14 protein-coding genes are annotated in these 20,865 nt (G+C 50.6%); 12 read left to right on the top strand and 2 right to left on the bottom strand.

The features are described from left to right. The first annotated feature begins 43 nt into the window (after positions 1 to 43). The 8 genes from NST69_RS28560 to argH all read left to right on the top strand — a co-directional run bounded on the left by NST69_RS28560 (position 44) and on the right by argH (position 9,730). Entirely contained in the window at positions 44 to 928 is an 885-nt protein-coding gene (locus NST69_RS28560; protein ID WP_339251791.1) for a YitT family protein, read from the top strand. A gap of 202 nt (positions 929 to 1,130) precedes the next feature. Then, on the top strand, positions 1,131 to 2,180 hold the full coding sequence (gene argC / locus NST69_RS28555; RefSeq protein ID WP_342550232.1) for an N-acetyl-gamma-glutamyl-phosphate reductase: 1,050 nt from the start codon (positions 1,131 to 1,133) through the stop codon (positions 2,178 to 2,180). Between the two features lie 22 nt (positions 2,181 to 2,202). Next, positions 2,203 to 3,435 carry a bifunctional ornithine acetyltransferase/N-acetylglutamate synthase gene (argJ, locus tag NST69_RS28550; protein WP_342547744.1) on the top strand — a complete coding sequence of 411 codons (1,233 nt, stop codon included), beginning with the start codon at positions 2,203 to 2,205 and terminating at the stop codon, positions 3,433 to 3,435. A gap of 44 nt (positions 3,436 to 3,479) precedes the next feature. Further along, positions 3,480 to 4,307, top strand: a complete 828-nt coding sequence (gene argB, locus NST69_RS28545; protein ID WP_342547743.1) for an acetylglutamate kinase — start codon at positions 3,480 to 3,482, stop codon at positions 4,305 to 4,307. 69 nt (positions 4,308 to 4,376) lie between these two features. After that, entirely contained in the window at positions 4,377 to 5,660 is a 1,284-nt protein-coding gene (locus tag NST69_RS28540) for an aspartate aminotransferase family protein (RefSeq protein WP_342547742.1), read from the top strand. Further along, the gene (gene argF, locus NST69_RS28535) at positions 5,660 to 6,628 is read left to right on the top strand and encodes an ornithine carbamoyltransferase (RefSeq protein ID WP_339251784.1); all 969 of its coding nucleotides are present in this window, start codon (positions 5,660 to 5,662) and stop codon (positions 6,626 to 6,628) included. The genes NST69_RS28540 and argF overlap by 1 nt, the downstream gene beginning before the upstream one ends. A gap of 360 nt (positions 6,629 to 6,988) precedes the next feature. Next, entirely contained in the window at positions 6,989 to 8,224 is a 1,236-nt protein-coding gene (locus NST69_RS28530) for an argininosuccinate synthase (RefSeq protein ID WP_209868392.1), read from the top strand. A 90-nt stretch (positions 8,225 to 8,314) separates the two neighbouring features. Continuing rightward, positions 8,315 to 9,730 carry an argininosuccinate lyase gene (argH, locus tag NST69_RS28525; RefSeq protein ID WP_342547739.1) on the top strand — a complete coding sequence of 472 codons (1,416 nt, stop codon included), beginning with the start codon at positions 8,315 to 8,317 and terminating at the stop codon, positions 9,728 to 9,730. Positions 9,731 to 9,900: 170 nt separating this feature from the next. On the opposite strand, the gene NST69_RS28520 is transcribed toward argH, so the two are convergent. Continuing rightward, the gene (locus NST69_RS28520; protein ID WP_342547738.1) at positions 9,901 to 10,686 is read right to left on the bottom strand and encodes an alpha/beta hydrolase family protein; all 786 of its coding nucleotides are present in this window, start codon (positions 10,684 to 10,686) and stop codon (positions 9,901 to 9,903) included. 218 nt (positions 10,687 to 10,904) lie between these two features. Here NST69_RS28520 and NST69_RS28515 point away from each other — a divergent pair, with 218 nt between their 5' ends. From NST69_RS28515 to NST69_RS28505, 3 genes are all read left to right on the top strand, one after another. After that, complete coding sequence (locus tag NST69_RS28515; protein ID WP_036721208.1) at positions 10,905 to 11,510, top strand: prepilin-type N-terminal cleavage/methylation domain-containing protein; 606 nt, start codon at positions 10,905 to 10,907, stop codon at positions 11,508 to 11,510. Then, positions 11,494 to 12,084, top strand: a complete 591-nt coding sequence (locus tag NST69_RS28510; RefSeq protein ID WP_051477717.1) for a prepilin-type N-terminal cleavage/methylation domain-containing protein — start codon at positions 11,494 to 11,496, stop codon at positions 12,082 to 12,084. Before NST69_RS28515 ends, NST69_RS28510 begins: the two co-directional genes overlap by 17 nt. Positions 12,085 to 12,150: 66 nt before the next feature. Then, positions 12,151 to 13,983, top strand: coding sequence for a hypothetical protein (locus tag NST69_RS28505; RefSeq protein WP_155991152.1), 1,833 nt, complete (start codon positions 12,151 to 12,153; stop codon positions 13,981 to 13,983). 84 nt (positions 13,984 to 14,067) lie between these two features. Here NST69_RS28505 and NST69_RS28500 read toward each other — a convergent pair whose 3' ends face one another. Then, positions 14,068 to 18,885: a DUF5057 domain-containing protein gene (locus NST69_RS28500; protein ID WP_342547735.1), complete on the bottom strand. Its 4,818-nt coding sequence runs from the start codon at positions 18,883 to 18,885 to the stop codon at positions 14,068 to 14,070. A gap of 304 nt (positions 18,886 to 19,189) precedes the next feature. Here NST69_RS28500 and NST69_RS28495 point away from each other — a divergent pair, with 304 nt between their 5' ends. After that, entirely contained in the window at positions 19,190 to 20,854 is a 1,665-nt protein-coding gene (locus NST69_RS28495; RefSeq protein ID WP_342547734.1) for an ATPase, T2SS/T4P/T4SS family, read from the top strand. Positions 20,855 to 20,865 lie beyond the last annotated feature (11 nt).

Below are 20,865 nucleotides of genomic sequence, written 5' to 3'. Positions count from 1 at the left end.
GGTGTAGGAATTTTTGTCTGAACATAAAGGAGTCCGGCCAACCATGCAAAAAATCAATTCACGCAACAAACCTCCGCTCATTCCCTTGAACGGACCGCTGCGTCATACGGTGGACATTGCGCTTATTCTGATCGGCTCGCTGATCACCGGGCTGGCGTTCAACCTGTTCTTCCTCCCGAACCGGATTGCATCCGGCGGGGTGTCGGGGCTGTCGGTGCTGGCTGAGGCTTGGTTTGGGGCAGAGCCTGCTTTTACCCAGTGGGCGCTTAATATTCCGCTCTTCATTCTCGGTGTAATCTTTCTCGGCAAACAGTACGGTATCCGCTCTCTCTTAGGCAGCTTTGTGCTGCCGCTGTTTATCTTCCTGACGAAGGACGGGCCCGTGCCGACCACGAATCCGCTCCTGGCCTCTATCTATGGAGGAATTGGTGTGGGTCTCGGTCTGGGCCTCGTCTTCCGGGGGCGCGGCTCTACGGGCGGACTGACCATTGCGGCACAGATTATTCAAAAGCTTACCGGCTTCAGCTTCTCGCTGTCCGTTGTGCTGCTGGATGGTACGGTGATTACCTTGGCGGCTTTTGTACTGGGGATGGAGCAGGCGATGTATGCACTGATCGGGCTGTTCGTCACCGGCCGGGTGATCAACGCGCTGGAGGTGGGCTTCAGCACCACGAAGGTGGCGTATATCATCTCGGATCACACCGAGGACATCTCGCAGGCGATTCTGAATGATCTGGACCGCGGGCTGACCAAGCTGAATGCGCAAGGCGGCTATACCGGGGATAACCGTACGGTGCTGATGGTCGTGGTAGGCCAGAATGAAATTACCAGGCTGAAGGCGATCGTCCGCTCGGTGGACCCGGCTGCATTTGTTATTATTACCGAGGCTCACGAAGTGCTGGGTGAAGGGTTTAAAAGAGAAGCGTAGACTCCCTTAAGGGGCTCTGCGCTTCTTTTGATATACTGTAGCAAATAGAATGACCCTGCCGTTTTTTCTTGTGTGCCAGCTGAATAAAGTTAACGCAACGTGTTGTATTTATATTAATTCGGTCGTATAATAATACATATTTGCAGGACGGTTATGCATGAGCGATAATGATAGAAATGAGAAACGGGAAGCGGGGATGACAGTGACAGACAAGCTGAGAGCGGCGATTGTCGGATCAACGGGTTATGGGGGCGTGGAGCTGATCAGGCTGCTGCAGGGCCACCCTGATATAGAGATTACTTCAGTGATTTCCTCTTCGAGTGCGGGTGCGCCGATTGAGGAGGGTTTTCCGCATTTAACGGGAGTGGTTCAGCGTAAGCTGGATGGTGTAGATGCAGCAGAGATTGCAAGCAGAGCGGATGTTGTATTCACTGCTACCCCTTCGGGAGTGAGTGCAAAGCTGGTGCCCGGGCTGCTTGAGGCAGGACTCAAGGTTGTCGATCTGTCGGGGGACTTCCGGCTCAAGGATGGCGCGCAGTATGAGCAGTGGTATAAGCACCCGGCTCCTCCGGAAGCTTACCTGGAGCAGGCGGTATACGGGTTATGCGAGGTGTACGGAGAGCGTGCGGCCGGAGTGGACTTCATCTCCAATCCCGGTTGTTACCCGACAGCTACGCTGCTGGGGCTGGTTCCGGCGCTGGAGGCAGGTTGGATCAAGCCGGACAGCATCATCATTGATGCGAAATCCGGGGTGTCCGGGGCAGGGCGGGGAACAAGCCTGATGGTGCATTTTGCCGAGATCAACGAGAACTTCAAAGCCTACAAAATCAACAAGCATCAGCACATCCCTGAAATTGAACAGGTGCTGACCGATATTGCCGGGGAGAAAGTTACAGTAACCTTCACTACCCATCTGGTGCCGATGACCCGGGGGATTATGGCTACGATGTATGCCGGACTGATTGGTGAACATAGTGAACAGGAACTCGTAGATTTATATCGTAAATATTATGCAGGCAGGCCGTATGTGCGGGTGCGTGAGCCCGGCGTGGTTCCGGCGACGAAGGAAGTCAGCGGATCGAATTACTGCGATATCGGCTTCGCCACAGACGCACGCACCGGACGGGTTACCATTGTGTCGGTCATCGACAATATCGTTAAGGGCGCCGCAGGGCAAGCGATTCAGAACCTCAATTTGATGATGGGATGGGAGGAAACCCGCGGGCTTGGTTACACACCAGTGTATCCATAAGTGCAAGCGGTCAAACAATATCATGAGTGAGCAACCACTATATACCATCGTAGATGGCGGAAGTATTACTGCACCTAAGGGCTTCACCTCCGGTGGCCTGCACTGCGGTCTCAAAAAAACTGAGCGTAATGACCTCGGCGCAATTCTCTGTGAGGTGCCTGCTACAGCCGCTGCGGTGTATACGACCAATGTGTTTCAGGCGGCTCCGCTGAAGGTTACGCGGGAGAGTCTGGCGGACGGAACGCTGCAGGCGGTAATCGTGAACAGCGGCAACGCCAATGCTTGTACAGGGGACCAGGGCGAGGCGGATGCATATGAGATGCGTGCTGCCGCTGCCCGTTATTTGGGCGTGAATGAGCTGGATGTTGCTGTCGCTTCCACGGGAGTAATCGGGGAACTGCTGAAGATGGACTGTGTGCGCAGTGGGATTGCCGGACTGCCGGAGAAGCTGGACGCGGGCGCTGCCGGTGCGGAGGAATTCAGCCAGGCGATCCTGACCACCGATCTGGTCAAAAAAGAAAGCTGCGTAAAAGTAACGGTAGGCGGTACAGAGGTTACGATTGCCGGAGCGGCGAAGGGTTCCGGGATGATTCACCCGAACATGGCGACGATGCTGGGCTTCATGACCACCGATGTGCTCATTGACGGAGAGGATCTGCTCAGTCTGCTGCGCACAGCTACTAATTCTACTTTTAATATGATTACCGTTGATGGTGACACCAGTACGAACGATATGCTGGTCACGATGGCCAGCGGCCTGGCGGGCAATGAGAAGCTGACGCGGCTGCATGCGGACTGGGAAGCTTTTGCAGCGGCGTTCACCCATGTGTGCCAGAGTCTGGCCATGGCGATTGCCCGTGACGGCGAAGGTGCAACGAAGCTGATTGAGGTGCAGGTGAGCGGGGCGGTGCATGACGAAGGTGCGGCGGCGATTGCCAAGACCGTGGTCGGCTCCAGCCTGGTGAAGTCGGCGATCTTCGGCGCGGATGCCAACTGGGGGCGGATTATCGCGGCTGTAGGGCGCGCGGGCGTTCCGGTATCGCCGGAGCGGGTAGATATTAAGCTGGGTGAGATTGAGGTGCTGCGCGGATCGCGTCCGGTGGCTTTTGATGAGGAGCAGGCACTGCATTATCTGCAAAAAAGCGATACCGTGCTGATCACGGTAACCTTGTCAGACGGCAGCGGTCAGGCTACAGCCTGGGGCTGTGACCTGACTTATGACTATGTGCGGATTAATGCGGCTTACCGCACATAATCTGTGCAGAGGCGTGTAGAAGCTTGTACAGAGGGGGCAGGGAGATGACAGTAGAACCGATAGAGCCTCAGGCGCAGGCGGGGGCCACCGGGTTGTTCGTAATGAAATGCGGGGGGAGTACGCTGGCGGCGCTGCCGGATTCGTTCTTCGAGGATCTGCGGGAGCTTCAGGTCAGCGGGAAGCAGCCTGTAATCGTGCATGGCGGCGGCCCGGCGATCTCCGGCAATCTGGAGAAGCTCGGCATTGAGAGCCGCTTCGTGAACGGCCTGCGGGTAACGACGGAAGAGGTGCTGGATGTGGTGGAGATGACCCTGTCTGGCAGCATCAACAAGGCGATTGTCCGGCGAATTCAGGCCAGCGGGGGGCAGGCACTCGGGTTATCCGGCGTTGACGGCAACCTGATCATGGCGCACCCGGTGGCCAATCATCATGAAGTGGGTCTGGTGGGAGAAGTGACCGGTGTTCGAGCGGGGATTGTGACGGGTATCTTGGCGATGGGCTATATTCCGGTTATTGCACCAGTGGGCGTAGATGGCGAAGGCCAACGGTACAACATCAATGCGGATACCGCTGCCGGAGCTGTGGCTTCATATATCGGCTCGCCGAGTATGATCGTGGTTACGGATGTGCCGGGCATTATGCGGACGGTGGACGGGGAGAAGGTGGTGCTTCCGTCCGTAACGGTGGCACAGATCGAAGCACTGATTGAGAACGGCGAAATCTACGGCGGAATGATTCCCAAGGTGCGTGCCGCGATGGACTGCATCCAGGGCCAGGTGTCCGAGGTTATTATTGTAGACGGCAAAGAGCCGCGTGTCCTCAGCCGGGTGCTGAAGGGCGAAGCGCTGGGCACGCGGATTGTAAGAGCATAGATAGGCTGGAAGAATAATAAGACGCGCTGACGGGGAGCCGGCAGCAGCATGGTGGGAGAGTGACTAAGAATGAGTGAGCTTACGCAAACGGACAAGAATTCTTTGACAGGGGCGCTGCAGGAACGTTCAGCGGGAACGGACGGGCAGGGGGCCGCTCCTGCCAAGCTGAGTGCGGTATTCCCGTCTTACGCCAGATATGACCTCAGTCTGGTCAAAGGCAAGGGCAGCTGGGTATGGGATGAGCAGGGTAACAAGTATCTGGACTTCATGTGCGGACTTGCGGTAACGAGTCTGGGCCATGCGCCGGAGAAGGTCGGTGCGAAGCTCAAGGAGCAGATTGATACGCTGTGGCATGTCTCGAACCTGTTCCACATTCCAGGCCAGGACCGGGTAGCTGCGCTGCTGACAGAGAATAGCTGTGCGGATCAGGTTTTCTTCTGCAACAGCGGAGCGGAAGCGAATGAAGCGGCCATCAAGCTGGCGCGCCGGTATCACCAGAAGGTAAGAGGTGTTGACCGCTACGAAGTCATTACGTTCGAGCAGTCCTTCCACGGCCGTACGCTGGCTACTCTGACAGCCACTGGGCAGGCAAAGGTCAAGGAAGGCTTCCTGCCGCTTCCGGCGGGCTTCAAGACAGTGCCACTGCATGATCTGGAGGCGCTGAAAGCCGCCATTACGGAGCATACGGCAGCGATTATGCTGGAGATGGTGCTGGCGGAAGGCGGCATTATTGTAGTAGAGCAGGAATTCCTGGATGGAGTTGTAGCGTTGTGCAAGGAGCACGGGCTGCTGCTCATCGTGGACGAGGTGCAGACCGGCATGGGCCGTACGGGCAAGCTGTTCGCTCATCAGCATTACGGCATCGAGCCGGATATCTTCACCCTGGCCAAAGGTGTGGCGAGCGGCTTCCCGGCCGGTGTGATGCTCGGTAAAGGCTATCTGCGCGAGGCATTCAGCCCGGGCAGCCACGCCAGTACCTTCGGCGGCACCCCGCTGGCGGCAGCGGTGATGGAAGCGACCATTGAGACCATGCTTGAAGATAAGCTGCCCGAGCGGGCGGCGGAGATGGGCGAATACTTAAGCGGACAGCTTAGAGCGAAGCTGGCGGACACTTCTTTTGTGAAGGAGATTCGCGGCAAAGGCCTGCTGATCGGCATCGAATGCCAGGAGCCGGTAGCCGAGATCGTTCTCGCCGGACAGAAGCGCGGACTGCTGTTCGTTCAGGCTGGCCCGGATGTGATCCGGCTGCTGCCTAATTTGTATGTCAGCACCGATGAAATTGATCAGGCGGTGGACATCCTATCGGAACTAATTCATACTTATGCTAACAAAGTAAACGGGGAGGCAAATTGATGAGTCACGGTACACCAGGCGTAACAGAGACGATTGCCGCACAGCTCAAAGGCCGTGATTTGCTGGAGCTGAATGATTACAGCCCGGAGGAAATCACCTATTTGATTGACCTCGCGATTGAGCTGAAGCGCAAGCAGAAGAACGGTGAGGTCTACCAGCCGTTGCTGGGGAAGACGATCGGGCTTATTTTTGAGAAATCCTCTACCCGTACACGGGTGTCGTTCGAAGTGGGGATGTATCAGTTGGGCGGACATGCACTGTTCCTTAGCAAAAATGATATTCAGCTCGGCCGCGGCGAGACGGTTGGTGATACGGCCCAGGTCATGTCGCGTTATCTGGACGGTATCATGATCCGTACGTTCGGCCATGATAAAGTTGAAGATTTGGCGCGGTATGCCTCAGTGCCTGTAATCAACGGCCTCAGCGATCTGGCGCATCCCTGTCAGGTGCTGGCGGACTACCAGACTGTATACGAGCACAAGGGCAAGCTGAAGGGACTGAAGCTGGCGTATATCGGCGACGGTAACAATATGGCGCATTCCCTGCTGATCGGCGGCGCGAAGCTGGGTGTGCATGTCGCGGTTGCCGGACCGGAAGGCTACGAGCCGGATGAGGCTGTCGTGGCCGAGGCGCGTGAGATTGCCAAGGAGACAGGCTCGGTCATCACTGTGACCCGCAGCCCGCAGGAGGCGGTACAGGACGCTGATGTGATCTATACGGATGTCTGGGCAAGCATGGGCTTCGAGGCCGAGCAGCTGGCGCGTGAAGCGGCTTTCAAGGACTATCAGGTCAACGAGGAGCTGGTGAAAGGCGCGAAGAGCGATTATCTGTTCCTGCACTGCCTGCCGGCCCACCGTGAGGAAGAGGTCAGCACCGGCGTCATCGACGGCCCGAACTCCGTGATCTTCGATCAGGCGGAGAACCGCCTGCATGCGCAGAAGGCGCTGATGGCGGCTTTGATGGGCTAGATGTAGCGTGAGCGCTAATGTATGAAGTGAAGTGTCAATTTTAGCGAACACCAGGACACCGCTAATCCCCAGCAAGCGCTGGGTTAAAGTAATTAATTTTATATACACAACACATATATAAGATCAACGGGAACTTAAATAAGAGGGTTGGGGAGGATCGGAAGGGAATTTTGGAACTGTAGGAGCGTCAGCGTCCGCCTTTGTCTACGGATTTCAACCGCGAACAGCGGTACAAATCAAGAAATCTGTAGACAACAGCGGCCGGAAGTCCAAATATTCTCTGTAGTGACGTCCAAAACCCGTTTTTAAAGCCGAAGTTGATCTTATTCACCCTCCACACCGAAAGGAAGCTAAACCCCCATGCCAAAAGAAAAAATTGTACTCGCCTATTCCGGCGGGCTGGATACCTCAGTCATTCTGAAATGGCTGAAAGAAACGTATGATGCGGAGATTATTGCTTTTACAGCCGATATCGGTCAAAAAGAAGAACTGGACGGTCTGGAGGAAAAAGCACTCGCCACCGGCGCGTCCAAAGTCTACATTGATGATCTGCGCGACGAGTTCGCGAATGACTTCATCTACCCGATGTTCCAGGCGGGCGCACTCTATGAGGGACAATATCTGCTGGGCACCAGCATTGCCCGTCCACTGATCGCCAAGCGCATGGTGGATATCGCTATCGCCGAAGGCGCTACAGCCATTGCCCATGGAGCTACAGGTAAAGGGAATGACCAGGTACGCTTCGAGTTGAACGCTGCTGCGTTATCGCCGAGCATTAAGGTAATTGCGCCTTGGCGTCTGGAAGAGTTCCGCAACCAGTTCCCGGGCCGTGCGGAGATGATCGCTTACGCCGAAGCCAACGGTATTCCGGTACAAGCCTCAGCGGCTAAGCCGTATTCGATGGACCGCAATCTGCTGCATATCAGCTATGAGAGTGGCGTGCTGGAAGATCCGTGGTTCGATCCAAGCGCACCTGAGAACAAGGAAATGTTCCTGCTCTCGAATGCGCCGGAGGATGCGCCGGACGAAGCCGAGTACCTTGAACTGGACTTCCTCAAGGGCGACTGCGTAGCGCTGAACGGTGAGGCGTTGTCCCCGCTGCAAGTCATGGAGAAACTCAATGAGCTGGGCGGCAAGCATGGGATTGGACGCGTGGATATGGTCGAGAACCGTTTTGTCGGCATGAAGAGCCGCGGCGTGTATGAGACTCCGGGCGGAACGATTTTGTTCACCGCTCACCGCAAAATGGAATCGATCACCATGGACCGTGAAGTGATGAACCTGCGTGACAGCTTGATCACCCGTTACAGCACGCTGGTGTATAACGGCTTTTGGTTCGCACCGGAGCGAATTGCGATGCAGGCCCTGGTGAAGGAGAGCCAGAAGAACGTGACCGGTACGGTACGCGTGAAGCTCTACAAGGGCAACATCATCGGCGCCGGAGTGAAGAGTCCGGTCAGCCTGTACAACCCGGATATCGCCACCATGGAGGCAGATCCTACCCAGGCCTACGACCAGGGCGATGCGACCGGCTTCATCCGTCTGAATGCCTTGCGTCTGAAGGTATCGGCAGGCGTAGCAGAATCCAATAAATAAGTAGCAGCATATAAAAGCGGACACAAGAAGGCCGTTCCTCCCAACCGGACAGGGGCGGCCCTTCTAACGTCTATCGAGGAGGAACAACAGGTGAGCAAGCTGTGGGGCGGACGTTTTACCAAAGGAACGAACAAGCTGGTAGAGGAATATACGGCTTCTATCGAGTTCGATAAGGTGCTGGCGGAAGAGGATGTGCAGGGCAGTCTGGCCCATGTCACGATGCTGGGCAAATGCGGAATTCTGCCGCAGGAAGATGTGGAGACGATCAAGAAAGGGCTCGCGAAGGTACTGGACAAGGTACGTGCGGGGGAAATTGTATTCTCGGTTGCCGATGAAGACATCCACATGAATATTGAAAAGAACCTGATCGAAGAGATCGGCCCGGTCGGCGGCAAGCTGCACACCGGCCGCAGCCGCAACGATCAGGTGGCGACAGATATGCACCTCTACCTGCGTAACCGCGTGGTGGAGCTGGTGGCGCTGCTGCATGAGCTGCAGGGTGCGCTGATCGGGCAGGCTAAGGATAACCTGGAGACCATCGTTCCAGGATACACACACCTGCAGCGGGCACAGCCGATTCTGTTCGCGCATCATCTGCTCGCCTACGTGTCGATGTTCCGCCGCGATGCCGAGCGCCTGACCGACAGCTACAAGCGGATTAACGTACTGCCGCTGGGTGCCGGGGCGCTGGCGGGAACCACGTTCCCGATTGACCGCCACTTTGTGGCTGAGCAGCTTGGTTTTGACGGGGTCTATGAGAACAGTCTGGATGCGGTCAGCGACCGTGACTTCATCGTGGAGTTCCTGGCGAATGCATCGCTCGTAATGGCTCATCTGTCCCGGCTTAGCGAAGAGCTGGTGCTGTGGAGCAGCACGGAATTCAGCTTCGTGGAGCTGGACGATGCCTTCTGCACCGGCAGCAGCATCATGCCGCAGAAGAAGAACCCGGATGTGCCGGAGCTGGTACGCGGTAAGACAGGCCGTGTCTACGGCAACCTGATCGGACTGCTGACCGTGCTGAAGTCGCTGCCGCTGGCCTATAACAAGGACATGCAGGAAGATAAAGAAGGCATGTTCGATACAGTAGCTACCCTTACAGGGGCCTTGCAGCTGTTCGCACCGATGATCTCCACCATGAAGGTGAACAAGGCGCGGATGCGTGAAGCGGTGAACACGGACTTCTCCAACGCGACCGATATCGCCGACTTCCTGGTGGGCAAAGGCCTGCCGTTCCGTCAGGCGCATGAGGTGATCGGCAAGACCGTCCTGTATTGCATCAACCAGGGCAAGTTCCTGCTGGATCTGACGCTGGACGAATTCAAGCAGTTCTCGCCGCTGTTCGACGATCAGATCTATGCGGTGCTCCAGCCGGAGGCCGTGGTGAACGCCCGTAATGTCTACGGCGGTACCGCCACGGTTCAGGTGCAGGCCGCCATCGGGCGGGCCGAAGCGGACCTGACAGCTGCGGGTGAATGGGTGAAGCAGCATGGACATGCTGCGGAGTAAGCCTGGGAGAGCCTGAAGGCGAAACTAGAGGATAAACGAAAGACTGTCTCTACTCAGCATCGGTTAGATGCGGTAGGACAGTCTTTTTTTTGAGAGGTAATGTTATATTCTCCGCACCCCAGGTAGAAGCTTACGGGAATGATCCGTATCCGCTTACAATCTGGAAGCTTCTACTTGCTTAAAGGCAGCCACTTCAGCACATCGTGGATCTTGGCATCCCAGTATCCCCACTCATGCTCGCCCGGCCCTTCCTCGTAGGTCAGAGACAGCTTGGTCTTGGAGCAGGCCTTACGGAAGACCTGGTTATCCTCATACAGGAAATCCTCGGTTCCACAGCACTGATAGAGCAGCGGCTTCGGCCCTTTGGAGCGGTTCACTTCCTCTAGCAGCCATAGCAGATCTTCCGGAGAACCAGCAATGTCTTTGTCCCCAAAAATCTGCAAATAATCCTTGGTTCTCTGCGATGGATCTTCAAAGTTCAAGAAATTGTGTGCCATATCGAGTGCCCCGGACAGACTCGCTGCTGCGGCCCAGTCCTGCGGCTTGCGCAGTCCCAGCTTCATTGCCCCATAACCGCCCATCGACAATCCCGCCACGAAGTTATCCTCGCGCTTGGCCGACAAAGGGAAGAAGGAACGGGCCAGCGCCGGTAACTCCTCACTAATGAATGTCCAGTACTTACCGCCCGCCTCCATATCCGTGTAGAAGCTGCGGTGGACCTGCGGCATAACAACTGCGATGCCCAGCTCTGCTACATAACGCTCAATCGAGGTACGGCGCAGCCAGATCGAATCATCGTCAGACAGGCCGTGCAGCAGGTACAGGGTGGGGTGTAAGGTCCCTTTGGAGACATTGCTCATTCCAATCTGCGTAGTGGTCTGCTGCGGCAGAATGACAGTCATAGAAGTACTGAGCCCCAGCACCTCCGAATAAAATTTACATTCAATCAAAGCCATTTGCGTATCCCCTTTCTGCCCACATGATAGCACAGCCCCTACCTGATATAAACTGTAGATTTCTCCAGATTTATTGTCCGCAAGCATTGCTGCTGCCGGAGGAGAAAGAATATAATGGAAGTAGGTAGAAAGATTCATATAAACATGCAAGGACACAGGGCTGAAGACATGGATAAACCCATAATTTAAATTTCAATAGAGTATAGGGAGCGAACATAATGTCCTGGAAAGACCCATGGAACCGCAGCCGCGAGCGGGGCAAGGAAGCGGGCTTCACCTTAATCGAGGTGCTGGCCGCCATCGTCATTCTGTCGATAGTGTCCCTGGTGCTGACCTCCTATTTCACCAACGCGCTATCCTACTCCAAATCCAACCAGAACAAGACGATCATGGTCAATCTGGCGCGGAACGCTTTGTTTTATATGGAGAAGCAGGATTTTGATAAGCTGGAGCTGTACCTTAAAGGCAAACCTGCTTCAGGAGCAGAACCTGAGATTATAGGCCACCCTGCGATTCAAGCTTCCGGTTGTGTTCCATTGACAGAGACAACAGTGAGCTGTAGCGTCTACAGTGCTGCTGTAAGCGACGTGAATACTCTGGCGAAGGTGCTGAATCCTACGATTAATAACATCACTTATCAAATAGATATTGAATATCAGTCTACTCTCCATACAGGAATGATACATTCATCGGATGCCATTGAGAAGGCTACTGCCGAGTACCTTTTGCCGGTTCGGGTCAGAGTGCGGGATTCCAGCCAGGTTAGAACGAATGGTAAGGAGACTGTTGTGGAGGGATATATTACAGATGAGAAAATTCGTTGATCTTCTCCGCAAAGAGCAGGGCTTTACGCTAATTGAGCTTATTGCAGCTTTGACTTTGTTTTCTCTGGTATCCGCACTCGTCTATGGAGTAATGACGTTTGGTGTGCAGAGTTATCAGAGAGTGACTATGGAGAATACTTTGAGGGATGAAAGTGACTTACTGATGTCTGCTATTATTACTGAAATCTATACCTTTGCTCCAAACACGATCTCTTCGGATGAAGTGAATAAGACTATACTTCTGCGCAGAGATAATATTAGCGGTGGGATCGATGAAGTAGCAATAGGCATATCCGGCGGGCAGTTAGTAATAAGTGAGCTTCCAACAACTGACCCCGCATCAACAACTCCCGATCCAGTGGGTGACGTAACTACTCCAACACTAGGAGATACATATCATACAAGGACTTCGACAGATTCCACGTTGGGCCCGGATTCTTCAATGAGCTTGGAATGCAGTGCAAATTCGATACAGCCTTGTGAGAGTGGCCTGCTAAATATCAAGCTTTCTCTGACTTTAGAACGTGGAGATACCAGACGACAGCTTGCGGTTGAGAGCAAATTCGGATTCTAGGAGCGGTGGGCAGAAATGGGATTGTGGTTTATGAATAGGAGCAGACAGGCGGAGCGGTTCTCCCGCATGAAGTCTGAACAAGGCTCTGCACTCGTACTGGTAATGTTGATTGTCCTCCTGCTTACAATTCTCGGATTAGCAGTTCTAGGTGCAACCATTGGAGGAGCCCAAAGAAGTGAAACAAGGGAGAGTGACGTACAGTCCCTGCATCTTGCCCAAAAAGGACTTAATGAAGCTGCGGCCTATATTCAATCCGAGCTGAAGGGATTACAACTGGAGGATATTGACCCGGAAAGCCTGGGAGTCATTCTGGCGAAGCTGGATGACAACAAGTCCAGTCTGAAGGTAGCTACAGAATTACAATCTTCCAGCAGGGGCTCAGTCGATGGCATCAAATATGATGATACTAAGGACAAAAAAATCAGAAAACAAAACCAATCTATCCAGTATACGATCAATATCAGCTCCAAGGCGGTGGTTAACGGAGTAGAACGGACACTAAGGCAACAGGTTATTATAGACAGTTATCCAGACTTCCTGAAGTATGTATTCGGCTCAGAGAAGACTCTCAGACTGAATGGAGCTCCTGTACTTATGGGCAATGTGTATGCCGGAGAGAAGCTGCTGATAACGAATACACCTTGGTACACTTACTTGGGACATAGATATCCTGAAGTCACCTTGGATTTCCCTACCGTCATGAGTAATGCGGATGGGTCAGCCCCGGGTGAGGTACATGTTCAAGCAATGAGCAATATCAAGTATAAAGAGAATTTCCAGCCGAAAGAGAGTATCCTGTCAGAAGATCAAGAAGATACAATGACCTCCCTCCCTGAATCAGAGAGCGCAAGGAATGATTTATTGGCTAAGATTCTGCACGTGAATCCGGCTAACATCAAAATTAAAGAGAAAAATAAATTTGTCCAAATCAACGTTGAGGAGTCGTTTTTCGATAAGCTGGCACAAGGGTTATCCTCCTCAAAGGATGATTTTACTCAAAAATCGTTAAGAAACAGTGTACGTGGAGAATACAATAAAGGCATTGCAGACTTGAATTCTTGGATCATCGGGCGTTCGGAGGTCACACATATTCAAGGGATGCCGGTAGCTCTGGACAAAGTTCTCCCAGATGCTGATGAGGCTGCCCTTGCTCAGTATCAAAGGGATCTTGAAATATACAATGAGAAACTACAGCAGTTGGAGAACTTGGATTCCACAGTTGTTTTTAACGGAAATTTAGTTATCGATGGGTTAGCCTACAAGAAATTGTTTTATCCGCTGGGACTGTCCAATGATAGTGACCCCAAAAGCGGGAGTATGCCTCGCTGGTTCATCGTTGCGGGGAATTTAGAGATCAACAACTTTAAACCGGATTTTTTACCAGTCCGGGCCAATATATTAGTTACTGGGAATGTTAAAATCAAAGGCAACGTTAAGTTTGATTCGACGTTGCTGGTGTTAGGTGATACAACGGTTGAGGATGCAAATATTCGGGGACTTCAGGGTAATGACCTGGAGACCAAAGAACTGGTCTTGATCTCCAAAGGGAAAGTGCTTATCAACCGCCTGCACGCCTTTGCTGTGAACGAACCAAGCGCACAGGAAACGATGGAAGCTTTCTTTTATACAGACTCCAGTGGTGAATTGTATGGTGTGGGCTCTATGTTTCACCTGATCGGCGGTTTTTTTGCCAAAGACGACCTGACTGTACATGCAGTGAAAGGTAATGTGAGGGAGCCTCTTCCAGACAGTTCTGACGGGCTAATCATTAACCAAGTGGCTAATCCAGAGCGTTTTGTGATAGATTATAAACCGGACATCTATGAGAATCAGCAATCCAGCTTACCCAGAGTGCAAACCGTCAATGTAAATGTCGGACCTATGCAACTGGTGAATTGACGGTATACAGCATTAAAAGGAGCCCCTTCGCGTCAGTATCTACTGCGCTTAAAGGCTCCTTTTAATATTGTCATCTAGTTTTCCTTAGTAACGGTCATCCGTATCGAGAGGATATACTTTGACGAGTATGGTTGTCTTAATTAGAGGGTTGTTAACATACTGTACAGTTACCAGCGTACTTCCGCTTTTGTGTGCATGGATTATCCCCCGGTTGTCTGCAGTAACAGGAGTTTGGAAGGAGGCAATTCCTGAGAAAGTACTTGTCCAATCCAATTGATCCCGAACATCATTCAAAGTAATCTCTCTTGGCGAGAACCAGAGAAGTTGGTCCAGAGGTCTGGAGTCGCCAACGTTCATCTCCACTATAGTCCCGGTAAACTGGATATCCGTAAGAACCAAAGGTTCGATCTTAATTCTCTTAGTCCTAGTAATGCCTCCTGCCGTGACTGAAACAGTGACAGTATCCTTTGCCTTGATGCCAGTGAAAATATACTTAGTATCATTCGTATCGTCTGGGGCTTTAGTTAAGCTTGCATATTGAGCACCATCTCCAACTAAGCTCCAATGGATATCTAAAGCATCATCTGCGTTATTAGGAGCGAAGTCCTTTACACTCATCTCAATGAATTTGCCGACAAAAACACTATCAGCACTATCAATAGTAAAGTCCCTTAAAGGATTGGTGATGGTAATGATCTTGGTGGCTGGGGAGCCAGCCTTATTGCTGTTGCTGTATGCAGTTACCGTGATAGTATAGATCCCACTCTGCGGTGCATTAAAGGTTCCCGTAGGTGAAGTTGGACCACTTGTTGTCAGGTATTGATTAACGTTGGTGCCATTCCCATCTGTGGCTGTCCACTTATAGTTTATATCCGTCTCAACTGGATTACTGGTGTATACAGCATTCAAATTAATTGGGGTATTGGCAGTTCCTGAAATATCTCCGGTAAGCTCAATGGTGCGTATCGGCTCAGGCGGAATAGGTGCTGTCACAGTAATCCTGGCTATATTGCTGACAACCTTGCTTCCATCTTGAGCAGAGGCTTGAATCTCTGCTTCACCGGGCGCAATTCCTTGGATGATACCATCGCTTGTGAATTTAATGAAGTCTTTGCCGCTGACGATGGTCCATAGAAGCGTGCGGTCCTTCGCATCTACATCATCTGGCAGAATTGTAGTTATGGACGGGAGCGATAGCTCTTGATCAACCAGTATGTTCTCATCGTGAACAGCAATTGAAGTAATCTCAATAATTACTTCCAGATTAACAGCTAAAAACTTCATAGTCACAGTTGTTGGAACTGGCGTAGCTGTCGGCATCACAGTTGGTGAGGCACTAGCAGTAGGCACTGGTGTAGCTGTTGCTGTAGCTACTGGGGTAGGAGTCGCTGTAGGGACTGCGGTTGGTGCAGTGGTTGCGGCAGGCATTTCAGGCAACGAGCCCTCAAAGGGTTGATAACCTATCGCGATTCCGCTAGATCCTATAGTTAATAGAGACTCACCGATAATATTTCCATTAAAGCTCCCTGTGAGATTGATATTAGCTAATGGGGCAAGAATAGACTGATTAATTTCACCATAACTCTCGACTGTCAAGGATTTGGCTTGATAGAAATTGAGGATAATATGGTTGCTGCTTACTCCATTAACAGATACGCTCCCATTTATAAACTTGATTGATTCTCCTGCAATATTAATCAAGACTGTTGAATCTGCTGGTGCATTAATTTTGAGGCTGCGTAAATTAATATTATTTAGATTGCTTGGTTTTACGTTGAAAATGTTTAATTTTTTATCTTCTCCCGAAACTACAAGATCGCTATCCTCAGAAACTTTGATCTCCTTGCCTGTTAGACTTCCCATGTATGCAGATCGGCCAATGAGTTGAGAGCCAATCGTTGTAAAATCTAGTGGAGAACCCTTCGTAATGTTTGCTCGCTCTTCTTGCGATAAATAGGCATGCATTTCAATGTTATTTCCATAATATCCTTTGCCGGAAATTTTCCCTCCCCATGAGCCCCAGTACAAGTCATTGCCTACAACCAAAACAGCATCAGTAAGTGTATCACCCAAGGTAAAAGATTGTGCTTTTACGTTTCTTCCTGCAGCAGTTCGGCCTTTATTCTGAAAACTATTATTATCATAGCGGATGTCTTTCAACATAAAGACAGTATAATCCTTAGCAACCCCCAGAGCCGAAATAGGTGCTGTAGAACCCGGGAACACCGGAGGAGCTACAGTCGGAACCGGTGTTGGCGTAGGTGTCGGTGTCGGAATCGGTGTTGCTGCAACAGTAGGCGCCGCTGTAGGTGCTGCCGTAGGTACAGATTCTGCGGGAGCATGGATATCATCGTACGTAATGCTGGAGTTATCCAGTATATATTTCACTGCTGCCTTAGGTTTGAAGCTCAGAGTGAATTTATATATAAGCGGGTCTGACGTACTGTTAGGATTAACCGGCTTATAGTACTGCTTACCATCAATTGTAGTTAACTGAAAAGTGATATTCTCAAAAGTTCCTTTTATAGTGTAACCTTCACTGAGACTTCCGGTCTTGGTGAATCCTTGCGGCAAGGCTTCACCCTCAAATTCAAGATTTGGAGCGAATTTTTCCTCATAGTGCAGGCCGGAAATTAACAGGTTATTTTTCCCCTGATACTGAGGTTGAACATCCTCTAGCCTTAAGGTTTTTGGTGCAATGCTGTAATCGATCGTTACCCGCTTGTCACGGCCTATTTTGGTGGCGGACTGGCTTCGGCCTATAGATAAAGTGGATTCCACCTTTGAGACGGTCAATGGGATGATGACCGGTGAAGCGGAAGCGCCCTGGTCATCTTGTGCTGTGATCATGATTTCAATATTGCCACTTTCGCTAAGCGGGTTCTTGAAGGTCTGTGTAATAGTCTCTTCAGATCCTACACGCCGGTTGTGGATCATGTAGTCCGGGCTGGTCAATTCTGTTCCGTTCACGATGAACTTCAGATTAGTGGTCAGAGTACGGTCCTTCAAATCCAGATCGGCTACCAAATAGCTTACAGTCAGCTTATCTTGATAGGATGGAATGACGGCTCCTTCAATAGGTGAATATGCAGTGATGCTGGGAGCGTGGTTAGCACCCATAAATGCTCTGTACATCGTGTTAACAAAAAGCTTCTGTTCCCACTCCGGGAACACAGACTCGCTGCTTGAAAGATTAGAGCCAAACAGATGGCCGGTTCCTGAATAGGTTACGTTTCCTTTGGAATAGGTGTAGTAATGGTTCCAGCTGTCATCAGGAGTCCGTTTGTTTGCGTCTCCCGATTCGCTGATGATGTTGTACCAGGGTATAACTGTCCGGTCTTCCAGATCCAGCGTGAAGTACTGATTGTGGGTCTTGGCCACTTTGGGTTCACCTATACTGTTCTGGGTACCGCTACTAGTCTGTTGACTGAGATAAAAAGGGTACTGCATAAGCAATCCGTCATTAACCGGCGTTACTTTTTTAGAGGGGTTAAGTGCATTATGACCAAGGTTAACAACAGGATCTTTCTGGCCTGTGATTTCTTTGAAATTATTGACCCAAGTGTTGCTTCCGTAGAGGTTGATGACTGTATCATGTGTGAACATTGCGCTCTGCTTGGATTCGTTAATGAATTCCTTTACTGCTGTGATAGACAATGGCTTCATTATTGTCTTCGAGTAGTATTCATCCCGGAATCCGAACAGTAGCATGTCATAGACGCCATTAAGGCCATATTCATGTGTATTTGCTAAGGTGCTTTCAATATAATAATTGAATTCATCTATATTCATGACAGTAATATCCAGCTTGTAATCCTCATTGCTTAAAAATCCCTGATTCATGTTAATTGATTTTTTTAGACTGCTCTCATGAATTGGAGATGTACTGGATCCTGGAGGTGTAATCTGCAGGACTCTTATAACGGTCTTTTCATTCCGGTAACGGATGCTTCCGCGTTCATAGCTCTTTAACTGTGAAAAGCTGGTAGGGTCACTAATCTCAAGCTTCCAGTACAACAGCCCTGAGAATGTCCGTGGAAGAATATACTCCAGCGTACCATTTGCTTTATTCACTTTGACAGATGTGACAACCTGCTGCTCGCTCATGGCAATAGACTTATCAAGATTAATGTACAGCTTGGCGGTCAAAGGATGATTCGCAAGATCAGGCGTATTGCTGACATTGAAATTGAACTTCAGTTTGTCACCGGGAGCATAGATCTTGCCTCCTGTGGAAGCCGGAACATAATTGCTGATCTCGTCACTGTTCGTGATTTGCAGTTGGGGGCGTTGTTTCAGCTTGGAGCTGTCAGCCTTCAGTCCCTTGAAGAAATCATTAAGTCCGGAATCGTTCAGAAAGAGAACGTTACTCTTCGAAGCCGAGGTTCTGCGTAAGGGATTAAATGCTTCGTAGAGGATTCCTTTTCTGGCCTCAGCCTTCTCTTGATCTAAGAAAGTCTGTTCATGAAAAATCACATACAAGCCCTTCATAATAAAGAGCTTATTGATATCATCTACACGAAGACGCGTAATATCATTCTGAATTAACGAGGTGTTCATAGCCGCAGAGCGTACAGAGACATCTTTATCCTTAAGGTTTCCCAGGGTTACTGGACTATAGGTACCTTTACCTATAAATATGCCGTCATACTGCCCATCCAGATCATCGCGTAAAGCGACAAAACGTTTCATGCTCATGGTAACGACTGTGAAATCTGGAAATTCGGTCTTAAGGGAGGTTAACTGGCTTGAGCCATCTTCCGTGACTTCAAGCAGGCGAACCGGATAACTGTTCTGATCAGCATCAATCCTTGATACCATACTCCAGATGACAGCAAACAAGATTAAGGTCAACGGAAGGCTAAGCATAAGCAGCAGTCTTTTTCTTTTCAAGACCTCCATCGCGATCTCTCCCCAATAATTATTAATAACACAAAATTTGTCATATAAACTTCTATTTTGCCGTATGAGGGTTGTAGTTTAGGCGGTTTCCATTGTAAAATTATCCATTCTATGCTATATACATTCTAGGACATATTTAGTAGATAGGCAATTAAAAGATATGCATAAAAACCTATAAAATTGAGACTAATTAACTATAAAATTTAAAATATTTTATGAAAACTATGATTTCAATGTACTGCTGATTTCCAAATGATTAGCGTATAACTGCTTGGAAAATATAGTGCTCTGGAGTGAAACAGATATGGCTATCATGAAGAAGAGGCTGGGAGATTTACTCGTAGAAAACGGTATTATCTCTCAAGAACAGCTTGAAGAAGCACTGGTGGAGCAACGCAAAACCAAACGAAAGCTGGGGGATCTGCTAATAACTCAAGGCTATATTACAGAGCAACAGCTCATAGAGGTACTTGAGTTCCAGTTAGGTATCCCCCACGTAAGCCTGTTTAAATATCAGATTGACCCGGCAATCACGCAGATCATCCCCGAGAGTATGGCCAAACGCTACCAAGTGCTCCCATTCATGAAGGAAGGCAGCAAGCTGATGGTGGCAATGGCAGATCCCTTGGACTACTTCGCTATTGAAGATTTGCGCATGAGTACAGGATTCCGGATTGAGCCGGCAATCTCCAGCCGTGATGAGCTGACTAGAGCAATAGCCCGTCACTACGGAATGCGGGATTCGATGAGTCAGATGATGGTCGAGCTTCCAACCCAGGAAGAGATAGAAGAAACAGAGATTACGGATGAGGATTCACCGATTGTGCGGCTGGTCAACCAGATGATTCAGCAGGCAGTGTCATTGCGGGCTTCAGATATTCATGTGGACCCTGGTGAGAATAATCTCTCCATCCGTTACCGGATTGACGGGACTTTACGGACAGAGCGGATCATTCCCAAGCAAATGCAAGGCTTCATCACCGCTAGACTGAAGATCATGGCCCGATTGAATATAGCAGAACGGCGCTTGCCCCAGGATGGCCGGATTAAAATGCAATTTGACTACAAGATGGTAGATATACGTGTATCTTCACTGCCCACCATGCATGGTGAGAAGATTGTACTGCGTCTCTTGGACCTAAGTACTGGAGTTAAGTCTGTAGATACACTGGGCTTCAGTGACCTTAACGCAGATGCCTTCAGAGATATGATCAGCAAGCCTTACGGTATTCTCCTGATTACCGGTCCAACCGGCAGCGGGAAATCTACCACCTTATATTCCGCCCTGAGCCAATTGAATACCGAGAATGCGAATATTATTACGATTGAAGATCCGGTGGAATATCAGCTGGAAGGTGTGAATCAGGTGCATGTGAATCCGGCGATTGGCTTAACCTTTGCCGCAGGCTTACGCTCGATTCTTCGTCAGGACCCGAATATTGTAATGGTAGGAGAGATTCGGGACACTGAAACTGCAGAGATTGCTGTACGTGCTTCACTTACAGGACATCTTGTATTGTCCACATTACATACCAATGATGCTATCAGTACAATTTCCAGATTGCGTGACATGGGCGTTGAGCCCTACTTGATTGCTTCCTCGCTGCTGGGGGTAGTCGCTCAGCGGCTGGTACGCAAAATCTGTCCGGATTGCAAAGAGGAACAGAAGCCGACAGAGCAGGAGTCAATCATGCTTAGGCGCTATGGCCTGCCTGCTGAGGTCATTTATCGGGGCAGAGGCTGCGGTAACTGCAACAATACAGGATACCGGGGACGGATTGCCATTCATGAGGTACTTACCATCAATGATCATCTGCGGCAGCTTATCACAGATTCTGCATCCATAGAGGAGCTGCGGGCAGCTGGTAAAGAGCAGGGCATGATCCAGTTAGTAGAGGACGGGTTCATCAAAGTAGCCAAAGGAATTACAACCTTACAGGAAGTCATGCGTGAGACCGTTTCGCATTAGAAGGGAGGGAG

It is taken from the genome of Paenibacillus sp. FSL P2-0089 (assembly GCF_038595095.1).
Lineage (GTDB): Bacteria > Bacillota > Bacilli > Paenibacillales > Paenibacillaceae > Paenibacillus_AQ > Paenibacillus_AQ silagei.
The sequence above is the reverse complement of the archived record's forward strand: the minus strand, read 5'-3'. Positions and strand labels throughout refer to the sequence as shown.